Source organism: Oceanisphaera litoralis (assembly GCF_016907015.1).
Taxonomy (GTDB): Bacteria; Pseudomonadota; Gammaproteobacteria; order Enterobacterales; family Aeromonadaceae; genus Oceanimonas; species Oceanimonas litoralis.
On the sequence record NZ_JAFBBE010000006.1, the window covers coordinates 134930 to 151850 of the forward strand.

15 protein-coding genes are annotated in these 16921 nt (G+C 58.1%); 8 read left to right on the top strand and 7 right to left on the bottom strand.

The window, feature by feature from the left end; all coding sequences use genetic code 11:
• Nucleotides 1-207 precede the first annotated feature (207 nt).
• The 8 genes from aroQ (at nucleotide 208) to fis (ending at nucleotide 7333) form a co-directional block, all read left to right on the top strand.
• Nucleotides 208-657 (top strand): type II 3-dehydroquinate dehydratase, encoded by a 450-nt coding sequence (gene aroQ / locus HNR62_RS05535; protein WP_204795097.1) that lies wholly within the window; start codon nucleotides 208-210, stop codon nucleotides 655-657.
• Between the two features lie 36 nt (nucleotides 658-693).
• Entirely contained in the window at nucleotides 694-1158 is a 465-nt protein-coding gene (gene accB / locus HNR62_RS05540) for an acetyl-CoA carboxylase biotin carboxyl carrier protein (RefSeq protein WP_204795098.1), read from the top strand.
• 9 nt (nucleotides 1159-1167) lie between these two features.
• Complete coding sequence (gene accC, locus HNR62_RS05545) at nucleotides 1168-2508, top strand: acetyl-CoA carboxylase biotin carboxylase subunit (RefSeq protein ID WP_204795099.1); 1341 nt, start codon at nucleotides 1168-1170, stop codon at nucleotides 2506-2508.
• Nucleotides 2509-2671: 163 nt separating this feature from the next.
• Nucleotides 2672-2965, top strand: a complete 294-nt coding sequence (locus HNR62_RS05550; protein ID WP_204795100.1) for a YhdT family protein — start codon at nucleotides 2672-2674, stop codon at nucleotides 2963-2965.
• Nucleotides 2962-4428 carry a sodium/pantothenate symporter gene (gene panF, locus HNR62_RS05555; RefSeq protein ID WP_204795101.1) on the top strand — a complete coding sequence of 489 codons (1467 nt, stop codon included), beginning with the start codon at nucleotides 2962-2964 and terminating at the stop codon, nucleotides 4426-4428. The genes HNR62_RS05550 and panF overlap by 4 nt, the downstream gene beginning before the upstream one ends.
• Before the next feature lie 329 nt (nucleotides 4429-4757).
• Nucleotides 4758-5633, top strand: a complete 876-nt coding sequence (prmA, locus tag HNR62_RS05560; RefSeq protein WP_204795102.1) for a 50S ribosomal protein L11 methyltransferase — start codon at nucleotides 4758-4760, stop codon at nucleotides 5631-5633.
• A 409-nt stretch (nucleotides 5634-6042) separates the two neighbouring features.
• Nucleotides 6043-7008: a tRNA dihydrouridine synthase DusB gene (dusB, locus tag HNR62_RS05565; protein WP_204795103.1), complete on the top strand. Its 966-nt coding sequence runs from the start codon at nucleotides 6043-6045 to the stop codon at nucleotides 7006-7008.
• Nucleotides 7009-7033: 25 nt separating this feature from the next.
• Complete coding sequence (gene fis, locus HNR62_RS05570; RefSeq protein WP_104486259.1) at nucleotides 7034-7333, top strand: DNA-binding transcriptional regulator Fis; 300 nt, start codon at nucleotides 7034-7036, stop codon at nucleotides 7331-7333.
• Nucleotides 7334-7598: 265 nt separating this feature from the next.
• Here fis and HNR62_RS05575 read toward each other — a convergent pair whose 3' ends face one another.
• The 7 genes from HNR62_RS05575 to HNR62_RS05605 form a co-directional block, all read right to left on the bottom strand.
• Nucleotides 7599-10799, bottom strand: a complete 3201-nt coding sequence (locus HNR62_RS05575) for a type I restriction endonuclease subunit R (RefSeq protein ID WP_204795104.1) — start codon at nucleotides 10797-10799, stop codon at nucleotides 7599-7601.
• 160 nt (nucleotides 10800-10959) lie between these two features.
• A complete protein-coding gene (locus tag HNR62_RS05580; protein ID WP_204795105.1) occupies nucleotides 10960-11745 on the bottom strand; it encodes a DUF3800 domain-containing protein in 786 nt (261 codons plus the stop codon).
• Nucleotides 11742-12179, bottom strand: a complete 438-nt coding sequence (locus tag HNR62_RS05585; RefSeq protein ID WP_239552609.1) for an HI0074 family nucleotidyltransferase substrate-binding subunit — start codon at nucleotides 12177-12179, stop codon at nucleotides 11742-11744. The genes HNR62_RS05580 and HNR62_RS05585 overlap by 4 nt, the downstream gene beginning before the upstream one ends.
• Nucleotides 12160-12459 carry a nucleotidyltransferase domain-containing protein gene (locus tag HNR62_RS05590; RefSeq protein WP_204795106.1) on the bottom strand — a complete coding sequence of 100 codons (300 nt, stop codon included), beginning with the start codon at nucleotides 12457-12459 and terminating at the stop codon, nucleotides 12160-12162. The genes HNR62_RS05585 and HNR62_RS05590 overlap by 20 nt, the downstream gene beginning before the upstream one ends.
• On the bottom strand, nucleotides 12449-13873 hold the full coding sequence (locus HNR62_RS05595; RefSeq protein WP_204795107.1) for a restriction endonuclease subunit S: 1425 nt from the start codon (nucleotides 13871-13873) through the stop codon (nucleotides 12449-12451). Before HNR62_RS05595 ends, HNR62_RS05590 begins: the two co-directional genes overlap by 11 nt.
• The gene (locus HNR62_RS05600) at nucleotides 13870-14886 is read right to left on the bottom strand and encodes a PDDEXK nuclease domain-containing protein (protein ID WP_204795108.1); all 1017 of its coding nucleotides are present in this window, start codon (nucleotides 14884-14886) and stop codon (nucleotides 13870-13872) included. The genes HNR62_RS05595 and HNR62_RS05600 overlap by 4 nt, the downstream gene beginning before the upstream one ends.
• The gene (locus HNR62_RS05605) at nucleotides 14883-16859 is read right to left on the bottom strand and encodes a type I restriction-modification system subunit M (RefSeq protein ID WP_204795109.1); all 1977 of its coding nucleotides are present in this window, start codon (nucleotides 16857-16859) and stop codon (nucleotides 14883-14885) included. Before HNR62_RS05605 ends, HNR62_RS05600 begins: the two co-directional genes overlap by 4 nt.
• Nucleotides 16860-16921: the final 62 nt, after the last annotated feature.

Consider the following 16921-nt stretch of genomic DNA (forward strand, 5'->3'; position numbering starts at 1 on the left):
CGGTGTTTTTGTTTCCGCCGCCCGCTACCCGGCGTTAACCTGCAATCAGTGATTAGACCAGTAAATTGCTGCCAATTTTCACGAAATCACTATAATTGACCAGTCTGAGTCGAGCCGTACGATTTTATTTGCCAGAAATGGGTAAAAACGGCTAGTCTCCCTGTTGCTAGATGTGAACACCGCAAGATTGCCGAGGATTGCTGCACAATGACCGATAAATTCCGAATTCTGTTGCTGAACGGGCCCAACCTGAATCTGTTGGGTCAGCGCGAACCCGGCATCTATGGCCAGAACAGCCTGAACGACATCGTTACCCGTCTGACCGAGCAGGCAGCCGAACGTAATATCGAGCTCAGTCACCTGCAATCCAATGCGGAACATCAACTGATCGACGCCATCCACCGGGCCTATGGCAAGCAGGATTTCATTATCATCAATCCCGCCGCCTTCACGCACACCAGCGTCGCCATTCGCGATGCCCTGCTGGGGGTGAATATCCCCTTTATCGAGGTGCATCTGTCGAATGTGCATGCCCGTGAACCTTTTCGCCATCATTCCTATCTGGCCGACAAGGCGACGGGTGTGATCTGTGGCTTTGGCGCCGACGGTTACGAATTTGCCCTGGAAGCGGCGGCACGTCATCTGAGCCGCCGTTAACCCTCAGCACAGTACTAACATAACAAGAGAACGCTCATGGATATTCGTAAAATCAAGAAACTGATCGAACTGGTAGAAGAGTCCGGCATCGCCGAGCTGGAAATTTCCGAAGGTGAAGAATCCGTTCGCATCAGTCGTTACGGTAACCCCGGCCAGGTCATGCAGCCCCAGTATCAGCAGATACAAGCCGCCCCGGCCCCGGCGGCCCCCATGGCTGCCGCACTGGCACCCGCGGCGGCTGCAGAAGCCGCCGAACCGGCCGTTAGCGGCCATGTGATGCGTTCCCCCATGGTCGGTACCTTCTACCGTGCCTCCAGCCCCGGCGCCAAGAACTTTGCCGAAGTGGGCCAGACCGTCAAGGTAGGCGACACCCTGTGTATCGTTGAAGCCATGAAGATGATGAACCAGATCGAAGCCGACAAATCCGGCGTGATCAAGGCCATTCTGATCGACAACGGCCAGCCGGTCGAGTTCGACGAGCCGCTGTTCATCATCGAATAAGGAATTCTCATGCTGGATAAAGTAGTCATCGCCAACCGCGGTGAAATTGCCCTGCGGATCCTGCGCGCCTGCAAAGAGCTCGGGATCAAAACGGTGGCGGTGCACTCCACCGCCGACCGTGAGCTCAAGCATGTACTGCTGGCAGACGAGTCCATCTGTATTGGTGGCAATCAGTCCCATCAGTCATATCTGAACATTCCCTCCATCATCGCCGCTGCCGAAGTGACCGATGCGGTGGCAATTCACCCGGGTTACGGCTTTCTGGCAGAAAATGCCGACTTTGCCGACCAGGTTGAAAAGTCGGGCTTCGTCTTTATTGGCCCCACCGGTGACACCATTCGCCTGATGGGCGATAAAGTGTCGGCCATTGCCGCCATGAAGAAGGCCGGCGTACCTTGCGTACCGGGTTCCGACGGCCCCATCGGCGACGACGCCAAGAAAAACGCCACCATTGCCAAGCGCATCGGTTACCCGGTGATCATCAAGGCTGCCGGCGGCGGCGGCGGTCGCGGCATGCGCGTGGTGCGCAACGAAAGCGAGCTGGAACACTCCATCGCCATGACCAAGGCCGAGGCCGGTGCCGCCTTCAACAACGACATGGTTTACATGGAGAAATTCCTGGAAAACCCGCGTCATGTCGAAGTGCAGATCCTGGCCGATGGCCAGGGCAAGGCCATTCACCTGGCCGAGCGGGACTGTTCCATGCAGCGCCGCCACCAGAAGGTAGTGGAAGAAGCGCCGGCACCGGGCATTACCGCCGAAATGCGCAAGTTTATCGGTGAACGCTGCTGCCGCGCCTGTATCGATATCGGTTATCGCGGTGCCGGCACCTTCGAATTTCTCTACGAAAACGGCGAGTTCTATTTCATCGAAATGAACACCCGTATTCAGGTGGAACATACGATCACCGAAATGATCACCGGCGTGGATCTGATCAAGGAACAGCTGCGCATCGCCGCCGGCCAGCCGCTGTCCATCACCCAGGAGCAGGTGACGGTGCATGGCCATGCCATCGAATGCCGGATCAACGCCGAAGATCCCCAGTCCTTCGTGCCGAGCCCGGGCAAGATCACCCTGTTCCATTCTCCGGGTGGTCTGGGCGTGCGCTGGGATTCGCATATTTATGCCGGCTACAAGGTTCCGCCCTACTACGACTCCATGATCGGCAAGCTGATCTGCTACGGCGAAAATCGCGACATCGCGATCGCCCGCATGACGCATGCCCTGAACGAGCTGGTCATCGAAGGCATCAAGACCAATGTACCGCTGCATAAAGAAATCATGAGTGATGAAAATTTCCGCAATGGCGGCACCAATATTCATTATCTCGAGAAGAAGCTGGGTCTGTAAGACACCGCGACGGCTGATTGCAAACGGCGCCTTCGGGCGCCGTTTTTGTTGGTGGTGGCAAGAGTCGGGTATCCGCTCCCGGACGCCACCGAAGGGGCATTGCGCATTGATTCCGGTCCGCTCCCGCTGTTATCCTCCGGCCCCTTTTTCCGGAAAATCAAAGATGACCAATATCGTATCCATCGCCCGCCGGGAAGCCACCTTGAGCGTGGCGCTGGCGGTGCTGTATCTGGGGGGCTGGTGGCTGAGCGCCTACACGGTGCCGCCCACGCTGATGCTGGCCGGCTGGCCGCTGTGGTTTGTGCTGAGTTGCCTGTTCAACCCCTTGCTGTTTGTCATGCTCTGCGTACTGATGGTGCGCTACTGCTTCAAAACCGTTGCGTTGGACGGCCCCGAGCCGGATAAACAGCCCCGCCCTGAACCGGGCCGGGAGAGCCGCCGTGGAGAGCCGTCATGAATATTGAGTTGATGATACCGCTGGTGTGCTACCTGGCCGTCATGATCGGGCTCGGCTTCTGGCTGAGCCGCCGCCCGCAGCAAGGCAGCTTCGTGCAGGACTATTTTCTCGGCAACCGCTCCATGGGCGGCTTTGTGCTGGCCATGACCATGGTGGCCACCTATGCCTCCGCCTCTTCCTTCATCGGCGGGCCCGGTGCCGCCTACCGCATGGGGCTGGGCTGGGTGCTGCTGGCCATGATACAGGTGCCGACCGTCTGGCTGACTCTGGGGGTGCTGGGCAAACAGTTCGCCCATATCGCCCGCCGGATCAATGCGCTAACCATCAACGACATGCTCTATGCCCGCTATCGCAGTCCGCTGGTGGTGATACTGGCCGCTTTGGGCCTGCTCGCCGCCTTTGTCGCCACCATGGTGGTACAGTTTATCGGCGGCGCCCGCCTGCTGGAAACCGTGACCGGCCTGCCCTATCAGGGCGGCCTCATCATCTTTGCCACTACCGTGCTGCTCTATACCCTGATTGGCGGCTTCAGGGCCGTGGTGGTTACCGATGCGGTGCAGGGGGTGCTGATGTTGCTGGGCACCGTAGTACTGCTGGCCGGTGTATTGCATGCAGGCGGCGGCGCCGGCGCCATGTTCACCGCCCTGGCCGAGATCGATCCGGGCCTGGTCGAGCCCCGCGGACCGGACGGCTTCCTGAGCACCAGCTTCATGCTGTCGTTCTGGGTACTGGTGTGCTTTGGCGTCATCGGCCTGCCCCATTCGGCGGTGCGCTGCCTCGCCTATAAAGACAGCCGCGCCATGCACAAGGGCATTATCATCGGCACCCTGGTGGGTGCCCTGCTGATGTTCGGTATGCACTTCGCCGGGGCGCTCGGCCGGGTGCTGCTGCCCGATCTGGTGGTGCCCGACAAGGTGATGCCGGCCCTGATGCTGACCGTGCTGCCGCCCATCGTAGCCGGGCTGTTTCTGGCGGGGCCCATGGCCGCCATCATGTCGACCATCGACTCCCAGTTGATCCAGGCGTCCGCCACCCTGGTGAAAGACCTGTACCTCAACTATCTGAGCCGCACCCCGCCCTCGCCTACCGCCATCAAGCGCGCCAGCCGACTGGTGACCCTGGCGCTGGGGCTGGTCGTGCTGTGGGCGGCCCTGAGCCCGCCGGACATGATTATCTGGCTCAACCTGCTGGCCTTCGGCGCCCTGCAGGCCATCTTCTTCTGGCCGCTGGTGCTGGGCCTGTACTGGTGGCGCGGCAACGCCGCCGGTGCCCTGGCCTCCATGGTCACCGGCGCCCTCTGCTACGGCCTGCTGGCCAGCTTCGGCATCAAGCCGCTGGGGCTGCACGCCATAGTGCCCAGCCTGACCCTGTCGGGCCTGGCCTATGTGCTGGGCTCGCTGTTGACCGCGCCGCCCACCGCCGAGGTACGAGCCTTGTTTGGAAAGAGCCCTTCGAGCCGCTAGGTACATGAACAGCCAAGGCTGCATATGGCACGAATGTAGTCGCGGCTTCAGCCGCGAAAACCTGCAGAGCAGGTTCCGAGGCACAAGCTCAATCCTGTGCGATGAATCGTGATGATAATGCGGTGATATAGGTAATACCGGAGTCGGGATGTGGCTCCGCCACATTGCAGGATGTTGCTACGCAACATTGCGAAGCTGAAGCATCGCCTACAAGCAGTACCTACAAGCAGTGCCTACAGAAGGCGTGATTCTGTAGGCACTGCTTCTGCTGCTAAAACCGGCGGGTTTCATGCTAGAATCTTCCCTTTACCGTTTGATGAAGCCTCGCCATGCCCTGGATACAAATTCGCATTAACGCCACCGAAAAAACCGCCGACAAGGTCAGCAACATGCTGCTGGGCCGCGGTGCGCTGTCGGTGACCTATATGGACGCCGAAGACAAGCCGGTATTCGAACCCCTGCCCGGCGAAACCCTGCTGTGGGACGACACCGTGGTAGTCGGCCTCTTTGATGCCGAAACCGATCCGGCGCCGATCCTCGAGTTCCTGAAAAAATTCTACCGCAAGGATCTGGTCTACAAGGTCGAACAGCTGGAAGACAAGGACTGGGTACGCGAATGGATGGACAGCTTCCACCCCATGCGCTTCGGCCGGCGGCTGTGGATCTGCCCCAGCTGGCGCGATGTGCCGGACCCCACCGCGGTCAACGTGATGCTGGATCCGGGTCTGGCCTTCGGCACCGGTACCCACCCCACCACGGCCCTGTGTCTGGAATGGCTCGACGGCCAGGATCTGACTGACAAGACGGTGATCGACTTCGGCTGCGGCTCCGGCATTCTGGCGCTGGCGGCGCTCAAGCTGGGCGCCAGAGAGGTGATCGGCATCGACATCGATCCCCAGGCGCTGCAGGCCAGCCGCGACAACGCCGAGCGCAACGGCGTGGCCGACCGGCTGAGCGTTTACCTGCCCCAGGATCAGCCCGAAGGTCTCAAGGCCGACATCGTGGTCGCCAACATCCTGGCCGGCCCGCTCAAGGAGCTGTCGCCGCTGATCAGCAGCCTGGTCAGGCCCGGCGGCAAGCTGGCACTGTCCGGCATCCTGGAAAGCCAGGCCGACGGTTTGAACCAGGTGTACCAGCAGTGGTTCGACATGGACAGCCCCGAGCTGCGCGAAGACTGGGCCCGGCTTAGCGGTATCAAGCGATAAGCAGCCAACGCTCATCGACCAGATGCTCACGGACAAGACGCTCACAGACAAGGTACTGCTGGAGCCTTGTTCATTGAGTGCCAATGGCGGACTCGGGGCCGGCGCCCGCCAGGGTACCGCCAGGCCTGGCATGATGCATGAAACGGCGCGGTACAAAATGGTACCAAATGGGGATATTTGGTCACTACCAGGATGAAAACGCCGACAATCACGTATTGACCGGGGCGCCATACCAGAGCCGGCCGGCGCAAACAATGCCATAAGGCCCGCCAAAGCGCTCTGAAACTGCATAAAAAATGCACCGGCATCTTGACTTATAAAAAATTATGCGCCGCTCAATTTATGACCTTTTCAGACCCCCAAAAAATGCGTAAGATACGCGACCCTGAGCCGAGATAGCCGTATTCTCATGGAAATTGGTCCTTACAAATTGTCTACCCCCCTGCTGGTGGCGCCGATGGCCGGAGTAACCGACAGGCCCTTTCGTACCCTGTGCCTGCGCATGGGAGCCGGAATGGCGGTGTCGGAAATGATGTCGTCCAACCCCAGGGTGTGGCAGTCCGAAAAATCTCTTCGGCGTATGGATCATGAAGGGGAAACGGGTATCCGATCCGTCCAGATTGCAGGGGCAGATCCGGCGTTGATGGCCGAGGCGGCCCGGTTCAATGTGGACCAGGGCGCGCAGATTATCGACATCAACATGGGCTGCCCGGCAAAGAAGGTAAACAAGAAGATGGCAGGGTCCGCCCTGCTGCAATACCCGGAGCTGGTGCAAGACATTGTCAGCGCCGTGGTAAATGCAGTAACGGTTCCGGTCACCCTGAAGATTCGTACCGGCTGGGATCCGGACCACCGCAACGGCGTGCACATTGCGCGTATCGCCGAAGATTGCGGTATCCGGGCGCTGGCCGTGCATGGCCGCACGCGGGCCTGCATGTACAGGGGTGAGGCGGAATACGATACCATCAGAGCAGTAAAACAAGCCGTCTCTATTCCCGTGATTGCCAACGGTGATATCGACAGCCCGGAAAAGGCGCGTTTTGTACTGGATTATACCGGCGCCGATGCCATCATGATTGGCCGGGCTGCACAGGGACGGCCATGGATTTTTAGAGAAATCCGCCACTATCTTGAACAGGGTACTACTCCCGCACCGCTTCCCAGGGACCAGGAGCGGGCGATGATCCGGGAACATGTTGCCGCACTGCATGCGTTTTACGGTGAGGTAATGGGCGTAAGGATTGCCCGGAAACATGTGGGGTGGTATCTGCAAGGCAGTGATGCGGGCCGTGACTTTCGCAGTGATTTCAACGCTCTCGACGAAGCCGGGCATCAGCTCGACTCGTTGGAGCAGTATTTCGCGAATATAGCTTAACGAACAAAAGAAGAGCCGACTGAATATGTTCGAACAAACTACGACTTCTGATGCACTGGTTACTACCACTAAATCTCCGACTTCCGAGCAGCCCACTCAGCGCCCGCTGCGCAACTCGGTCGATCAGGCCCTGCGCAATTACCTGTCCCAGCTCAATGGTCAGGAAGTAACCGAGTTGTATGAGTTGGTCCTCGCCGAAGTCGAAGCCCCCATGCTGGACGTGATCATGCAGTACACCCGCGGCAACCAGACCCGCGCCGCCAACATGATGGGCATCAACCGCGGTACCCTGCGCAAGAAGCTCAAGAAATACGGCATGAACTGATAGCAGTCAGTTAAGATGTTGAATTAAAAGGCGTTAACCTGTGCGGGTTAGCGCCTTTTTCTTTTCTGAACCCTCACTTGAACCCACACTTGGCAAAGTACCCGCATGAAAAAACATCATGGAAGGCATCAGCGCCAAGCAGTGCAACCCTAACTCCCAAACCGCCGTTAAGCTGAAGATGAGTCCCAGCTCTAGAGCAAACGGTTGCCCGGCTTAATGAGCCAGGCCAAGAGAATTTGAGGCAGCAAGCCCCCTTCCACCGCCCTTATGCTTTCAAAGATCCCTGCAGGCCCTTGAGCAACATGCCCAGCACCAGCTGGTTGAAGCCTTTGGCGACATCCGGGTCGGACAGGTATTGCATCGACAGGTGCTGGTACGAGCCCATGCTGTCGATCATCGCCTGCTCCATGGCCTTGGGGAAATCGCCCAGCATGATCTGCTCGTTGGAGTTGTTGCGCACCTGGGCCATCACTGTGTCGTTTTCGCTGATCTTGGCCATGGCCCCCTGCAACAGGGTCAGCTTGTCGCCGTCAGTGGTTTCCAGCCCGAACAGATCGTTGAGCTGCTCCAGGATCTGGGACAGGTAATCCTTCTTCTCTTCCTTGGGCGTGGCGCTGCCCACCGCCGATACCCCTTGCAGCCCGTAGCCTGCGGCATCTTCCCTGAGCTTGAGGTCCTGGGTGCGTCTGGCCTTGAGGTGGTAGTGGCTCAGCACCACCGCCGAGAGGTCGATCTCGTCTTCTTCGAGCTGTTCCTGGCGTAGCAGGGGCAGCAGATGGCGGGCATAGACACACAGCTGCTCCAGCTCCCCATCGTCGAACGGGGTGATCTGGGATACAAACTCGTAGAAGCGCACATAGCTGTTGAGGTCTTTCTTGAAGATATCCAGCTCGGAGCGGGCTTCTTCGGCCTCTTTCACCCGCCGTTCGGCATTGGTCTTGTCGGTGGCGCTGCCGCCTTCCCGCTCAATCAGTTTGAGCATGCGTCGGCATTCCCGCAGGCTGTCGGTGGCCAGGGTATAGCGCTTCCTGAAGCGTTCCAGCGCCGGTTTGGCATAGCTCAGCATCGCCTCCTGGCCCCGCTTGGGATCGAAGTAGGCATCGGCAAAGGCGGTCACTTCATTCCAGTTGAAGATGCCGGCCGCCCGCAGCTTGTGGGACAGGTCGTAGACCAGATTGGGGTCGGACACCGTATCCAGGGTGGCGGTCTCGAAGTACTTCTGAAACTCCTCCAGCACGTCCTGGGGATCGTTGACGAAGTCGAGCACAAAGGTGCTCTCCTTGCCGGGATAGGTGCGGTTGAGCCGGGACAGGGTCTGGATACAGTCCACTCCGGTCAGCTTCTTGTCCACATACATGGCGCACAGCTTGGGCTGATCGAAGCCGGTCTGAAACTTGTTGGCTACCAGCATCAACTGATAGTCGGGGGTATCGAACGCCTTGCGCATATCCCGGCCATTCAGCTCGGGGTTCATGTTGCGTTCGGTGTAATCGACGCCCTCATCGGACACCTCGCCGGAAAAGGCCACCATGACGCGAATGGCGTCGTAGCCTTTGTCCTGCTGCCCCTTTTCCTGAATGTATTTGTCGAACGCCAGCTTGTAGCGCACCGCTTCCAGCCTGCTGGAGGTGACCACCATGGCCTTGGCCTGATGCCCCAGCAGGTGGGCCACATTCTCACGGAAGTGCTCTATGATGATCTGCACCTTCTGGCCGATGTTGTGCGGGTGCAACCGCACCCATTTGGACAACCGAATACGGGCCTTCTTGGCATCCACTTCCCGATCATCCTCTTCGGCCTGCATCGCCAGCTTGTAGGCCAGGTTGTAGTGGGTGTAGTTCTTCAACACATCGAGAATGAAACCCTCTTCAATGGCCTGGCGCATGCTGTACACATGGAACGGCAGCGGCTTGTTGTCGGGCCCAATGGGCATGTTGGCCTTGGGCGGGCGACCAAACAGCTCCAGGGTCTTGCCCTTGGGGGTGGCGGTAAAGGCGAAATAGCTGATGTTGGCGCTGCCACCGCGAGCGGTCAGGGTCAGGTTCATCATGTCTTCCGCCGACATGTCTTCGGCCGACAGGTCTTCATCGCCGTCGAGCTGCTCGGCCATCAGCACTTCCCGCAGCTGGCGGGCGGTGCTGCCGGTCTGGCTGGAATGGGCTTCATCGGCAATCACCGCAAAGGTAGAAGCCTTGAGCGAGGTGGACTCCTGAATGGCCTTGAGCACATGGGGGAAGGTCTGGATGGTAACGATGATGATCGGCGTGCCGCTGGCCAATGCCTCGGTCAGCTGGGCCGACTTGCTGCCTTCGCCGTCTTCCCGGTTGATGCGGCTGACCACGCCATCGGCATGATCGAACTGGGCGATGGTCTCCTGCAGTTGGCTGTCGAGCACGGTGCGGTCGGTGATCACAATCACCGACTGAAACAGTTTGTGGCCGCCCTCCCGATAGAGCGAGGCCAGCTGATGAGCCAGCCAGGCGATGGAGTTGGACTTGCCCGAGCCGGCCGAGTGCTGGATCAGGTATTTCTGGCCCGGCCCTTCCTGGCCGACGGCACCGAGCAGTTGCTGCACCACGCTCCACTGATGATAACGAGGGAAGATCAGGGTTTCTTTGTTGTTGAGTTTGCCCAGGGCGTCTTCTTCGGTTTTCACCTCCAGGTGCAGGTAGCGGCCGAGAATGCGCAGGAAGTTGTCCGGCTGCAGTATTTCCTGCCACAGGTATTCGGTGGCATAGCCGCCCTGGCCGTCCACCATCGGCGGCTGATCGTTACCGGCGCCGCCCTCATGGGTGCCCTTGTTGAAGGGCAGGAAGAAGGTGCGCTTGCCGGCCAGCTTGGTGGTCATGGCCACCTCGAACTGATTGACCGCAAAATGCACCAGGGCGCCCCGACGAAAAGTCAGCAGCGGCTCGGCCTTGCCATGTGTTTTGGTCTGGCGATCATAGCGATACTGGTTTTTGGCGTTTTCCAGCGATTGCTTGAAGCAGGACTTCAGCTCCAGGGTCGCCACCGGAATGCCGTTGAGAAACAGGGTAAGGTCGAGCCGGCCTTCATAGCCGTGGGGGCTGTAGACCAGCTCGGGCACTACCCGCAGCCGGTTGGCCCGGTAACGCGCCAGCAGCTCGGGGTTAAGGTCGTGATCGGGCTTGAAGCTGGCCAGTTTGAGCCGGTGGCCTCTGTCTTCAATCTGATTGCGCAGCAGCCACAGCGCCCCTTTGGCCGGATGCGCCAGCTGACGCACGGCGGCGTTCAGCAGGTGCTGCTCCGGCTGTTCGCCATAGAGTTTGCCGTACTTCTGCCAGGCCTCCGGCTGGGTTTCCTGCACAAAGGCCAGCAGATCTTCCGGGTACAGGGCCCGCTCTCTGTCGTACTTTGCCGACTCCCCCACCAGCCAGCCCTGGGCCGCCAGGGCGCTGATAATATGGTCCTGAAAAACCTGTTCCCGTGCTTTGTCTGCCTGCATCCCGCTCGGCTCCTCGTTGTTTTGTTTTGGCGATTGTTATGCCCGTGTCTTGATGCACGATTTTTAGCAAGAATTTGTGTTGAGCAATGGCCAAAATTCACCTATGATCAGCGGCAAGTGGACTGGGAGTACCCGGTCGGCGTTAATGCCTCGGTGAGATTCATCGGGGCTTTTCGCTTTTTATGGCTTCTGGAAACCGCTTGAGACCCCACGCTTCATAGCCATTACCTACCTGTTGGCGGCCACCGCTGCAGTAAAACTTCAGCTTCAACAAGTCAAATGCCCGGTTTGCCTGCTCAGGTCTCAAAACATGCACTCCGATAGGCCGTGCCACCAAATCAGCCAGTTGCAATCCTGCCGAATTGGCTTTCTTGTCGGCAAAACGTACGGCAAACGGCATGGTCTGTTTTAACCTGTTTTCCCCATCACAGATACGGCGGAACTCCAGCTCCAGCTTGTCGTCTTCTTTTTTCCCTCTCTTTTCCACTACCACATGGGTCAACCGATCCTGCTGCTTTTTTTCTTTGAGGAAGGCATCGAGCGTTTCGAGACAAAACCCCAACGCAAGGTGGTAAGGGTTTTCAGGGGCCTGGCTCTGCTCGCGTAGCCGCTGCTTCTCGATCACACAGGAAGCAAGCACGAAGTTACTTTCCTCGATGATAGTGGTCAGCTCATGGAGGAAATCGTTTTTATGCTCCCGGTTACGAAAGCAGGCAAAGTCGCCTTTTTCCTTGCGAATTTCATGCTCATGCAGGATCACCAGGTCATGGCCAAAGTGCTGGAACTTGAACTTCTGCAGTCGGGGGACAACGGTTTCTGCATAATAGCGTTTGTGAAAGATACAAAAGGCCAGCACAAAAACAGGATAGTTGGGGTCAAGCGACTGCAGTCCATGGTCACCACTCTCATCCACATAGACGATATAGTCGCTGAATTGAGTTGTCATTCGGTCACCTGTGTATCAAACCGGGCCACCAGTAGCTGGTGCAGGGCCTGCATGGCGGTCAGGTGCCCGGGCAGACGCTGATAGATTTCCAGCGCCAGATCTTCCTTGTAGGTATGGGAGGTCAGGTTACGGTCTCTGAGCATGCTCAGCCAGGCGGTTTCATCATCCAGCCACTTGGCGGCGTAGGCCTGCTGCATGCATTCTCTGGGGGTGTTGGCTTCGATACCTTCCTGGGTCAGCGCCTTTTTCATGGTCTTCCAGGTGAGCTCGATGCAGAACTCGAAGCGCTGAATACTGGCATCCACTACCAATGGCTGGCTCTGGTCAAAGGCCAGCGATTCGGCCAGTCGTTGCAGGGCCTTGCCCATGGCATTGAGGCTAAGGGACAGCTTGTCTGTCTGGTCGGATACAGGATTATTTTGGTTGGCGTTCATAAAGGACCTCTTTGTCTCGCTCGATGGCGGCGCGCAATGCGCTTTGTTCCGGCTCTCGTTCCAGCCAGATACAGTCGATGCCCAACAAGGTATCAGCCTGGGCCACTATCTCAAGCAGTTGCAGCCAGTCCGCCTCGCTGGCATTCGGGCAACTGATGGCCAGGTCGATATCGGAGCGTTCCCGGTGATCGCCCCGCGCCCGTGAGCCGAACAACCAAATGGCCTGCACAAAGGGCAACCCGGCCAGCTGCTGCAAGAAGACGTAATCGTTAATCTGCATCCGGCGCCTTCCAATCCCGTAGGTCAATTTTGCCGGTGACAGCGGCGGAGATCAGCGCAGTGCGGCGTTCTTGAAGCAAGTGAACAGCAACACTTGCTTTGGATATCAGGCTTGAGAACTTGGCTCTTTTCTCGTGGATAGCTTTAACAATGACTTCAATCTCCGATTTTGGAGGAATCGGAATAACAACTCCCTTAAGAATGTCAGTGTTAAGGTTCGGCTGACCAGAACCTTGCTTAACCCTTTCTCTAAGATCTTCTGTCAATGTTGACAGGTAAAAATAAGCAAACTCTGAGTTTATCTTCAATTTTTCGAATCCAACAACACCATCGTTTGCATTTGCATTAATTGAAAGAATTTTGGGGACGCCCAGCGTTGCCCCACTATTTGATATCAGCAAAGTGCCCGAAGAAAATATTCGACATTGATCGCTACCTTTTTTCGTCAAAAAACTCTCAGTATCCGTAAGATAAATCTCATTATCTTTGGTTATCTCAGCTACGGTAACCCAAGGTGAATAGTCTCCATTGAATAATTCAGGGTCACCTGCTGGCCGAGGAGAACCTCCTCGCACGACCATTGAGATGAATCCAAACTTACTCACTTCCCAATGTGCCGGCACCTGCCCCAGCCATTCGACGCCGGAGTCTTTCATCGGTGCGTTTGGGTTCAGGCCCTTGGTCACGGCGTGGGAGATCACCGCCTGGCGCTTTTCCTTGAGCAGCGCAATCAGCCGCTGCTGCTTGGCGGTCAGGGCATCGATACGGGCGGTTTCATGGTCGAGAAAGGCGGCGATAGTGCGTTGCTCTTGTTCACAGGGAAAAACAAATCGCTCCATCAGATATGCATCCGAATCAAGGTTTTGTATACCTGTCGTTTGCTTTACTGAAGGGTAATTCACACGTCCCGCATACAGTTTAGCGAATGCATACTTTAAAAAAACACTGTCAAACCCAGCTCTTGGGGTCATTTTGGCAACAAAGTTTGACGTAACGGCGTCATAGTCTTTATCAAAAATAACAACGCACCCGACTAGCGTCTTTTCACCACCACCTGATTTTTCAATTAGCAGATCGCCTTTTTGAAGCAGTCTATTTCTACGATCCTTCTCCGGAATAGAACGTGTAGTCAGCTTGTCGTCACGCACTTCAAGCTTGTTACGGTCGAAATCTGCAACACGGAGCACAGTAATATCACTCAGTTCATCAGGTTCGCCGCCCCAAACTCCATTGGTGCAGCCATCGACCGTCCGTTTTAATGAATGAATCGCCCAATGTGCTGGAATTTCCCCCAACCACTCCACCCCCGACTCCTTATATTCCGGATAGGGCTGATACTTTCCAGCCACGCCACTTATAGCTGACGGCTTACAGCTTATGGCTTTCCGTTCGCTTACCGCTTGATTCAGGTTCATTCCTGCTCCCCCTCCAGCGCATTCAACGCATTCAGCGCATAGAACTCATGCAATTTGGCCTGCAGCAGTGCCTTGTTGGGCAGCTGGGTCTGGTATTCGGCGATCAGCGCCGGTGACAGGGAGCGGTTAAGGGCGTATTCCACCACTTCACTGTCTTTGCTGGCGCAGAGCAGCACGCCGATGGCCGGGTTTTCATGGGCCTTGCGTTCGTCACGGTCGAGGGCTTCCAGATAGAAGTCCAGTTTGCCCAGGTATTCCGGCTCGAAGCGACCGACTTTCAGCTCGATGGCCACCAGGCAGTTGAGCCCCCGGTGAAAGAACAGCAGATCCAGCGCAAAGTCGCGGCCGCCCACCTGCAGCGGATATTCGGAGCCGACAAAGCAGAAGTCCCGGCCCAGCTCGATCAGAAAGTCCTTCAAGCGTTGCAGCAGCCCCTGATGCAGGTCGGCCTCGGCATGGCCGGGGGGCAGGTCGAGAAACTCCACCATATAGGCATCGCGGAACATATCCAGGGCACCGGGGTGGGTGTGTCGCACCACCGGTGTCACTTTGGCTGGGTGCATGACGCTGCGCTCGAACAAAGCCGTCTTCAGCCGACGGTCCAGCTCACGGCTGGACCACTTCTCCTGAATGGCCATGCGCAGGTAAAACTCGCGCTCTTCCGGTCGCTTACACTGGCCGATAATGCTCAGATTGTGGGTCCAGGATAATTGTCGCGGCAGTGCTGCGACTTTTTCATCGTCACGGTAGGTCTCGTAAAACTGACGCATGCGAAACAGGTTTGAGCGGGTAAAGCCGCGCAGGCCCGGCTGGGTGTGCGCCAGGTACTCGGCCAGCTGGCCCACCACGGCATCGCCCCATTCGGCCTGGTCCAGCTTGTGGCTGATATAAGCCCCCACCTGCCAGTAAAGCTCAACCAGCTGGGTGTTGACCGCCTGAGTGGCCCGCTGGCGCGCCTGCTCGATCAGCGTCAGCACTTCCTTGAAGTGCGGCTGTGGCTGAAATTGGCTCACGAATGCACCTCTGCCAGCAGTTGCATGATCTCCTTGGCGACGGCATCCAGATCGGCGTCGATCTCCTCCAGCGCCCGGGGCGGCTGGTACTGATAGAAGTGGCGGTTGAAGGGAATTTCGTAGCCGACCAGCCCCACCTGGCCGTCGAGCGGATCGGTTTTGCTTTCGTCTATCCAGGCATCGGGCACATGGGGCAATACTTCGCGCCGGAAGTAGTCGTGGATATCTTCGCCAAGAGGCACATTCTCGTTGTCACGCAGCGCCGGGTTGGCCTCGGGCTGGCCCTTGGCTTTGCACACCTCGGCGGCGTCGTCCTGCTCGGCCAGGTGGTTGCACAGCAATTTGAAAACCGCTGCCGGCAGCTTGACCGTTCCCATGGCCTTGGCGAGCTGTTGCTTGAACTGGTCCCGGCTTAACAGCTTGGGTTCGACAAAGGCCGCCAGGGCTGTCAGCAGACTGGCCTGCAGGGTGGCATCGAGCCTGGCCCAGGCCTTGTCGGCCTGCAGCGCGGCGAGGCGGTCGGCATCCTGGGGATGGAAGGCCAGCTTGAGCGGACGTTCCACTGTGATGCGGCGATAGCCGAAGGCGGTGGTGGGGAACAGCTTGGCGATGGGGCTTTGCTGGTAGCGGCTGTACAGCTCGACGATCTGCTTGAGCGCCTCGTCGTTGAGGAACTTGCGCTTGGAGCCCAGCGACTTGCGCATCGGACTGTGCAGCTCGGTGGCGTTGATCAGCAGCACCTTGCCCTTGCGCTCCGCCGGCTTGTGGTTGCTCAGCACCCAGATATAGGTGGCGATGCCGGTGTTGTAGAACATGTCGGTGGGCAGGGCCACCAGGGCGTCCAGCAGGTCGTGCTCCAGTATGTAGCGACGGATCTCGCTTTCGCCACTGCCGGCGCCGCCGGTGAACAGCGGCGAGCCGTTGAGGATGATGCCGATACGCGAGCCGGCACAGTCGGCGGTGGGGTCCTGCATCTTGCTGATCAGGTGCAGCAGAAACAGCAGGGAGCCGTCGGATACCCGTGGCAGTCCGGGGCCGAAGCGGCCGTTGAAGCCTTCTCTTTGCTGCTCGTCGCGCACGGTTTTTTCCACTTTCTTCCAGTCCACGCCGAAGGGCGGGTTGGACAGGCAGTAGTCGAAACGCTTGAACTTGAGCTGGTCGTCGGACAGGGTGTTGCCCAGCTTGATGTTGCTGATGTCCTGGCCCTTGATCAGCATGTCGGCCTTGCAGATGGCATAGGACTCGGCGTTCAGCTCCTGGCCAAAGGTGGCCAGACGGGCCTGCTCGTTAAGCTCGTGCAGATATTCCATGCCGCAGGACAGAAAGCCGCCGGTGCCGGCAGTCGGGTCGTAGATGGAGCGCACTATGCCGGGCCTGGTCAGCGCCTGGTCGTCTTCGGTAAACACCAGCGAAGTGGTCAGCCGCACTATGTCACGGGGGGTAAAGTGCTCCCCGGCGGTTTCGTTGGAGCTTTCGGCAAAGCGGCGGATCAGCTCTTCAAACACCAGGCCCATGTGGTAGTTGTCGACCGCCTCGGGGGAGAGATCCACATTGGCAAACTTCTGCGCCACCTTGTACAGCAGATCGGCGTCTTCCAGCAGGTTGATGGTGCCGTCGAAGTTGAAGTGCTCGAAGATCTCGAAGGCATCGCGGGAAAAGGCCCGCACATAGGCATCCAGGTTGTCACCTACATGGTTTTCACCCAGTCGGTCCAGGCTGAGTTGGGAAGTGTTGTAGAAGCTCTGGCCACTGGCGTTGAGCAGCAGCTTGTCTTTGGCGGTTTCCGGCATGGCCTTGGTGGTGTCGACCATGGCCAGCACCTGCTCCTTGGTGGGCGCCAGCACGCATTCCAGACGACGCAGCACGGTAAAGGGCAGAATGATGCGGCCATACTGGGATTGCTTGAAATCGCCGCGCAGCAGATCGGCCACCGACCAGATCAGGCCGGCCAGAGTAGAGATATTGGAGGTCATGGTTGTTATCGTGCTCTTGTTGTGACCACTGAAGGTGGCGGACAGATTGCCCCGGATTCTAG